The organism is Streptomyces sp. NPDC057694, from assembly GCF_042799415.1.
GTDB lineage: Bacteria > Actinomycetota > Actinomycetes > Streptomycetales > Streptomycetaceae > Streptomyces.
Map to the genome: position 1 here is coordinate 122,926 of NZ_JBHVIX010000016.1, position 7,571 is coordinate 130,496.

Below are 7,571 nucleotides of genomic sequence, written 5' to 3' on the forward strand. Positions count from 1 at the left end.
CGACGACAGGTCAGTGCGGTGCCGGCCCGGAGACGTCGCGCAGGGCCCGGGCCGCCAGCAGGGCCGCTGCCAGGAGCACCGCGATCCCGGCGAACGCCGCCACGTGCATCCCGCTGGTGAACGCCTCCCGCGCAGTGGCGAGCAGCGTCTCGCCCGCGCGGCCCGGCAGGTGCCGGGTGACGGCGAGCGCCCCGCCCAGCGTCTCCCGGGCCTCGGCCGGGGCGCCGGCCAGATCGTGCCGGTAGACCGCGGTGCCGATCGAGCCGAGAACCGCCATGCCCAGCGCACCGCCGAACTCCTGTCCGGTCTCCAGCAGGGACGACGCCGCGCCCGCCTTCTCGGCCGGGGTCGCGCCGAGCGCCAGATCGGTCAGCTGGGACCCGACGATGACCGCGCCGCAGGCCAGGACGCCGGCCCCCGCCAGGACGGTCCACAGGGAGTCGGTGCCGGTGAGGGCCAGCAGCCCGTAGCCGCAGGCGCTGGTCAGGAAGCCGATCGCGACCACGGTGGAGCGGTGCACACCGCGCTGGACCAGGACGGTGGCGACGGGCGCGGCGCAGCCGATGAGGACGCTGGGCAGCAGGGCCCACAGGGCCGCCTCCAGAGCGCTCTTGCCGAGGACCGCCTGGAGGTACTGCGTGGTGAAGTACGCCGAGCCCAGCATCGCGAACGCCGAGATCAGATTGAGCAGCACGGCCGGGCCGAAGCCGTGGTGCCGGAACAGCGCGGGGGAGATCAGCGGCGACGCGGACCGGCGCTGGCGGCGGACGAAGAGGAGCGAGAAGACCGCGCCGACGACGATCGACACGACGTACCGCGGCTCGAAGCCCTCGGAGGGGATCTCCTTGATGCCGTAGACGAGGGGGAGCACCGCGGCCATCGACAGCGGGACGCTCACGAGGTCGAAGCGGCCGGGGTCCGGGTCCTTGAACTCGGGGAGCAGGATCGGGGCCAGGATCAGCAGCAGGACCATCGCGGGCAGGTTCACCAGGAACACCGAGCCCCACCAGAAGTGCTCGACGAGGATGCCGCTCATCACCGAGCCCAGCGCGATCCCGCCGGTCATCACGCCGGACCAGATGCCGATGGCCTTCGCCCGCTGCCCCGCGTCGCGGAACATGTTGCGCACCAGCGCCATCGTGGACGGCATGAGCGTGGCCCCGCCGATGCCGAGCACGGCACGGGCCGCGATGAGCATCTCCGCGCTGTTCGCGTAGGCCGCGCAGACCGAGGCGGCGCCGAAGGCCACCGCGCCGCTCAGCAGGAGCTTGCGGCGCCCGATGCGGTCGCCGAGCGAGCCCATCGTCATCAGCAGCCCGGCGAGCACGAACGCGTAGATGTCGAAGATCCACAGCTGCTGGGTGCCGGTCGGCGCCAGGTCGGCGCTGATCTGGGGGATCGCGAAGTAGAGCACCGAGACGTCCATGGAGACCAGCAGTAGCGGCAGCATCAGGACGATCAGCGCGGTCCATTCCTTGCGCCCCGCAAGGGAGTTGGGGGCCGTGGTGGTGCTCGTCGGGTTCGTCATGAGCAGGACTGTACGGACGTCTTAAACGGTTGTCTAGTACGGGTGTATAGAACGGCTGTGTAAAACGTTGGTATAGGACGGCCGTATGGATCCGGGGTACGGTGCACCGCATGGGACACCGCGAAGATCTGCTCGAGGGCGCCAAGCGCTGCCTGCTGGAGAAGGGGTTCGCGCGGACGACCGCGCGCGACATCGTCAAGGAGTCGGGGGCGAACCTGGCGTCCATCGGCTATCACTACGGGTCGAAGGACGCGCTGCTCGCGCAGGCCTACGTGGCGCTGGCCGAGGGGGCCGCGGAGGAGTGGGGCGGGCCGGGGGGTGAACTGCCCGGCGCCCACGGCTCGTTCGAGCGGATCAGGGCCGTGGTCGGGGGCATCACCGACAGCCTCGACAAGCCCGGCACCATCTGGCACCTGAGCATGGAGCTCATCGTCATGGGCGACAAGATGCCGACCCTGCGCGAGCACATGGCGGCGGCCCAGCGCGAGGCCGGGCGCGGCTTCATCGGCATGGTCATGGGGGAGGAGCCGCCGGCCGACGACCCGAGCGTGGACACCCTCGGCAAGTTCTTCTCGGTGCTCGTCATCGGACTCGTCGCCCAGCACACCTTCGACCCGGGCTACTCGCCGAGCGCCGATGAACTCACCGAGGGGCTCCGGCAGTTGCTGGAGGCCACCCGCTAGGCGACGGTCAGGCCGTGCCGTCGCCGAAGGAGCCCTTCGCGCCCGGGATCGCGTCCAGCAGGCGGCCCCACTCCGGGTACATCTCGACCTTGCGCGCGTGCAGGGCGAGGATCTTGCCGTCGAGTTCCGGGTCGGGATCGTCGGAGAAGCGGAACGCGGCGAGCTGCTGAAGGTGCGGGATGATCAGCCGGTCCCCGTCGATGTGCACCTGTTCGTGCAGGTAGCGCTCCAGCGCCGCCAGGTCGGGGACTCCCGCGCAGTACACGTGCGTGAAGCCCTCCGAGGGATCACCCATGTACTGGCCGACGGTCGCGAACGCGACCGGTTCCGTGCTCGCCGTCCTGCGCATCGCGGCGAGCACCTCTTCCTTCTCCGCCTCCGACGTGCCGTCCCTGAAGCTGAACCGCAGGGTGTTCACGATCATGTGACGCTCCTCCCGGATCTCCTCGGCATGAACTCGCGAATATGACCTCGCAAATATGAACTCGCGGGTTCAAGTTAGTGGCCTGCTCGGTCAAAAGTCACCAGTTCCGGAAAATGAACTCGCGGGTTCAACTCGCCCCGGGTGCCCGGTAGTCTGCCGCCGTGACACCAGTGACCACGGCCGCCGCAGGACGCCCCGCGCCCCGCGGCCGCATCGACAAGCGGCAGGCCATCCTCGACGCCGCCTTCGCCGTGTTCGCGCGGCGCGGCTACGCGCAGGCCTGTGTGCAGGAGATCGCCGAGGAGGCCGGGGTCGCCAAGCCGACCGTCTACAACCACCTCGGCGACAAGGAGAACCTGTTCCGGCATGCGATGGCGGCCGCCGCCGATCTCGTCATGGCCGAGAACCTCGCCGTCGTCGAGCGCCTGCGCGCCCGGGGCGACGACCTGCGGGCCGCCCTGGAGGACACCGGCCACCGGCTGCTGAAGGTGTGCTGCGGCCAACGGGCAGGAGCACTGCGGGCGTTGACGTACGCGCAGCTCACCACGTTCCCCGATCTGGCGGAGGTCGTGCAGGGCCGGACGTCGGGGCGGCTCGGCGAGGCGCTGGCCGACCGGTTCGCCCGCCTCGCCCTCGCCGGCCGGCTGCGCACCGAGGACCCGGCGCGCGCCGCCGAGCAGTTCCTCGCCCTGCTCACCGGCCCCATGGAGAACCGCTCGCGCCTCGGCACACGGACGGTCGGTGCCGCCGAGAGGCGGGAGATCGCACGGTCGGCCGTCGACACGTTTCTGCTGGCCTATGGGGGAGCGGGCCCCTAGAGCCCCGCCGCCTTCAGCCCCATGTGCAGCAGCAGCCGGTCCTCGCCCTCGTCCAGGTCGAGGCCGGTGAGCTGTTCGACGCGGGACAGGCGGTAGTAGAGGGTCTGGCGGTGGATGCCGAGCGCCGCCGCCGTGCGGCCCGCCTGGCCGGCGCAGTCGAGGAACACCTCGGCGGTGTGCGCCAGTTGGCGGTGAGTGGGGGAGAGCAGCGCGGTCAGCGTCGGGTCGTGCGCCGAGTCTGCGGGCAGCGCCGTCAGCAGGCGGTAGGGGCCGATCGCCGACCACTGGGCGTCGGGGCCGAGCCGCGGATTGGCCAGGGCGGTGCGGGCGGCGGCCTGCGCCTCGTGCCAGGAGGTCGCGAGTTCGGCCAGGTCGGTGCGGGGGGCGCCGATACCGGCGGCGACGGGGCCTGCGCCCGCGCGGGTGCGTAGTTTCTCCGCCGCCGTGAGCGCCGGGGCCAGCACCTCGGAGGAGCGCAGCCTTACAAGGAGCGCCAGGCACTGGCCCGTGGTGCCCCAGGGGACGGTGCACAGCGCGTCCGCCGCCGGGAGGGTGCGGACCGACGGCGCGTCGTCCGGATCGGCCGACGGCCACGGTGCCACGCACACCACCGTGTGCAGCCCGTCGGCCCGCGTGCCCAGGGCCGTACGCAGCGCGGCCACCGCCATGTCCCGCTGCCAGCCGCGCTCGGCGGTCAGCACCGAGTGGAACTCGCGGGTCAGGTCGGCGCCCGCCTGCGCCTCGTCCGCCAGCTGAGCGCCGATCCGGCCGGCGACCTCCATCGCCGCGTCCAGCTGCTCCTGGGCGGGTCCCGGCTCGTCGTCCAGGAGCCATACGTAGCCGAGCACGAACCCCCGATGGCGCACGGGCAGACAGATACGGCCCCGGTAGACGCCCGCCTCGGGGGTCGCCGGGATGCGCACCGGCTCCGTGGCGCGGGCGATGCCGAAGCCCTCGAACCAGGCGCGGACCGCGGGCGTCGAGCTGCGCGTGAGGATCGAGCGGGTGCGGACCGGGTCGAGCGCGGCCTCGTCGTACTCGTCGGCGCTGACCTGCTGGCCGAACGCGATCAGCCGGAAATCGCGGTTCTCCAGCGTCGCGGGGGCGCCGAGCAGCGCCGAGATCTCGTCGACCAGTTCCTGGTAGTCGCCTTTCACCCCACCATTCTCACCCACCCCGGGCGTCTCTTCATACAGATGTCTGAGGTGGCGGCCACAGATGCGTGACAGCTGTCAATGGCACAGGATCGGAGGGATCCTTAGATTTCACGGTGGTTCCACGTGCCGTTCCCGCTTTTTACGCTTTGTAGGGGTTCGGCCTATCCGCAACTCATGCTCCATGGAGGTGCCCCGTGCTGGCTCCCCTGATCCTCGCCGCGTCGCGCAGCGACAAGATGCGCGCCTTCGTGTCGGCGGCGCCGGGCACCAAGCAGGTCGTCGACCGCTTCATCGCGGGTGAGACCGTCGACGACGTGATCCCGGTCGTTCAGGATGCCGCGTCGAAGGGCCTGGAGGTCACCCTCGACGTCGTCGGTGAGGACATCACCACCGTCGAGCAGGCGAACGCCGCCCGCGACGCCTACCTGGAGCTGATCGAGCACCTCAAGGACCTCGGCCTCGGCGCGCAGGCCGAGATGTCCGTGAAGCTGTCGATGTTCGGCCAGGCGCTGGAGGGCGGCCACGAGCTGGCGCTCGCCAACGTCCGTACGGTCGTCGAGGCCGCCGCCGCCATCGGCACCACGGTCACGCTCGACGCCGAGGACCACACCACCCTCGACTCGATGTTCGCCATCCACGAGGAGCTGCGGAAGGACTTCCCGCAGACCGGCTGCGTCATCCAGTCCTACCTCTTCCGCACCGAGGACGACGCCCGCCGGCTGGCCGCCGCGGGCAGCCGCGTGCGCATCGTGAAGGGCGCCTACAAGGAGCCCGCCGAGGTCGCGTACCAGGACAAGGCCGAGATCGACAAGGCGTACGTCCGGATCATGCGCATCCTCATGGAGGGCGACGGGTACCCGATGATCGGCTCCCACGACCCGCGCCTGATCTCCATCGCGCAGGAGCTGGGCCGCCAGGCCGGGCGCAAGCTGGACGAGTACGAGTTCCAGATGCTCTACGGCATCCGCAGCGAGGAGCACCTGCGGCTCGCCGCCGAGGGCCACCGGATGCGTGTCTACACCGCGTACGGCACCGACTGGTACGGCTATTTCATGCGCCGCCTCGCGGAGAAGCCGGCCAACCTGCTGTTCTTCGGCCGCTCGATCCTCACCAAGGGCTGAGCCCCACCGCTTTCGTAGATCAGTCCCCAACTCCCCCGACCCCCCGAAGGAGATACGGACCCATGACGCTGGACGCCGTGACCCAGGTCCCCGCCCCGGTCAACGAGCCGGTGCACGGCTACGCCCCCGGTACCCCGGAGCGCGCTCGCCTGGAGGCCAAGCTCAAGGAACTGGCCGAGAACCCGATCGAGCTGCACTGCACCATCGGCGGCGAGAAGCGGATGGGTGGTGGCGAGCGCTTCGACGTCGTGCAGCCGCACAACCACAAGGCCGTCATCGGCACGTACGCCAACGCCACGACCCAGGACGCCCAGGACGCGGTCGACGCCGCCCTGGCCGCGGCCCCGGCCTGGCGCGCGATGGCCTTCGACGACCGCGCCGCGATCATCCTGCGCGCCGCCGAACTGCTCTCCACCACGTGGCGCGAGACGCTGGCCGCCTCGACCATGCTCGGCCAGTCGAAGACCGCCCAGCAGGCCGAGATCGACACCCCGTGCGAGCTCGTCGACTTCTGGCGCTTCAACGTCCACTACGCCCGCCAGATCCTCGCCGAGCAGCCCCCGGCGAACTCCACCGGCGTGTGGAACCGCATGGACCACCGCCCGCTGGAGGGCTTCGTCTACGCGATCACGCCGTTCAACTTCACGGCCATCGCGGGCAACCTGCCCACCGCCCCCGCCCTCATGGGCAACGTGGTGGTCTGGAAGCCGTCCCCGACGCAGACGCACGCCGCCGTGCTGCTCCTCAAGCTCCTGGAGGAGGCCGGTCTCCCCAAGGGCGTCATCAACCTGGTGACGGGCGACGGCCTCGCCGTCTCCGAGGTGGCCCTCAACCACCGCGACCTGGCCGGCATCCACTTCACCGGTTCGACCAAGACCTTCCAGCACCTGTGGAAGACGGTCGGCACCAACATCGAGAAGTACCGCACCTACCCGCGCCTCGTCGGCGAGACCGGCGGCAAGGACTTCGTCGTCGCCCACCCGAGCGCCGACCGCGCCGTCCTCAAGACGGCCCTGACCCGCGGCTCCTTCGAGTACCAGGGCCAGAAGTGCTCCGCGTCCTCGCGCGCCTACGTCCCGGCGTCCATCTGGAACGACGGGTTCAAGGAGGAGTTCGCGGCCGAGGTCGACGGCATCAAGATGGGTGACGTCACCGACCTGTCGAACTTCATCGGCGCCCTGATCGACGACCGCTCGTTCGCCAAGAACAAGGCCGCGATCGACCGCGCCAAGGACGACGCGTCCTGCACGATCGTCGCGGGCGGCACGTACGACGACTCGACCGGCTACTTCGTGCGCCCGACCGTCATCGAGTGCACCGACCCGGCCAACGAGGTCTTCACGACCGAGTACTTCGGCCCGATCCTCGCGATCCATGTCTACGAGGACGACCAGTACGACGCCATGCTGGAGCAGATGGAGTCGGTCTCCGACTACGCGCTCACCGGTTCGGTCATCGCCAACGACCGCGCCGCGGCCGCGTACACGATGGAGAAGCTGCGCTACGCCGCCGGCAACTTCTACATCAACGACAAGTCGACCGGTGCCGTCGTCGGGCAGCAGCCGTTCGGTGGTGGCCGTGCCTCCGGTACGAACGACAAGGCCGGTGCGCCGCAGAACCTGATGCGGTGGACGCTGACCCGCGCCATCAAGGAGACGCTGGTTCCGCCGACCGACTACCCGTACCCGCACATGGGCTGACCGCCCCCGCACACCCCGCCCCCGGCCAGGACCCCCCGCTTCGGCCGGGGGCGGTGTTTTTCTTTTCGGGTGCGGCTCTCGTCGTGGCTGGTCGCGGGGGGGCCCCCCCCCCCCCACGGCAACAAATCACCTACCCCGAC

General features: G+C 70.5%; 7 protein-coding genes. 4 read left to right on the forward strand and 3 right to left on the reverse strand.

Features of this window, described 5'->3' with window-relative positions; translation table 11 throughout:
• Positions 1-10: 10 nt before the first annotated feature.
• Positions 11-1,528 (reverse strand): MFS transporter, encoded by a 1,518-nt coding sequence (locus ACFVDP_RS29350; RefSeq protein WP_383496003.1) that lies wholly within the window; start codon positions 1,526-1,528, stop codon positions 11-13.
• A gap of 110 nt (positions 1,529-1,638) precedes the next feature.
• Between ACFVDP_RS29350 and ACFVDP_RS29355 the strand changes: the two genes are divergently transcribed.
• On the forward strand, positions 1,639-2,211 hold the full coding sequence (locus tag ACFVDP_RS29355; protein WP_383496006.1) for a TetR/AcrR family transcriptional regulator: 573 nt from the start codon (positions 1,639-1,641) through the stop codon (positions 2,209-2,211).
• Between the two features lie 7 nt (positions 2,212-2,218).
• On the opposite strand, the gene ACFVDP_RS29360 is transcribed toward ACFVDP_RS29355, so the two are convergent.
• A complete protein-coding gene (locus ACFVDP_RS29360) occupies positions 2,219-2,635 on the reverse strand; it encodes a Dabb family protein (RefSeq protein ID WP_383496009.1) in 417 nt (138 codons plus the stop codon).
• Between the two features lie 161 nt (positions 2,636-2,796).
• Here ACFVDP_RS29360 and ACFVDP_RS29365 point away from each other — a divergent pair, with 161 nt between their 5' ends.
• Positions 2,797-3,453 carry a TetR/AcrR family transcriptional regulator gene (locus tag ACFVDP_RS29365; RefSeq protein WP_383496012.1) on the forward strand — a complete coding sequence of 219 codons (657 nt, stop codon included), beginning with the start codon at positions 2,797-2,799 and terminating at the stop codon, positions 3,451-3,453.
• On the opposite strand, the gene ACFVDP_RS29370 is transcribed toward ACFVDP_RS29365, so the two are convergent.
• Entirely contained in the window at positions 3,450-4,610 is a 1,161-nt protein-coding gene (locus ACFVDP_RS29370; RefSeq protein WP_383496015.1) for a PucR family transcriptional regulator, read from the reverse strand. The genes ACFVDP_RS29365 and ACFVDP_RS29370 overlap by 4 nt on opposite strands.
• 194 nt (positions 4,611-4,804) lie before the next feature.
• Here ACFVDP_RS29370 and ACFVDP_RS29375 point away from each other — a divergent pair, with 194 nt between their 5' ends.
• The gene (locus ACFVDP_RS29375; protein ID WP_383496018.1) at positions 4,805-5,731 is read left to right on the forward strand and encodes a proline dehydrogenase family protein; all 927 of its coding nucleotides are present in this window, start codon (positions 4,805-4,807) and stop codon (positions 5,729-5,731) included.
• A 68-nt stretch (positions 5,732-5,799) separates the two neighbouring features.
• Entirely contained in the window at positions 5,800-7,431 is a 1,632-nt protein-coding gene (gene pruA / locus ACFVDP_RS29380) for an L-glutamate gamma-semialdehyde dehydrogenase (protein WP_383496210.1), read from the forward strand.
• The last annotated feature ends 140 nt before the right edge of the window (positions 7,432-7,571 follow it).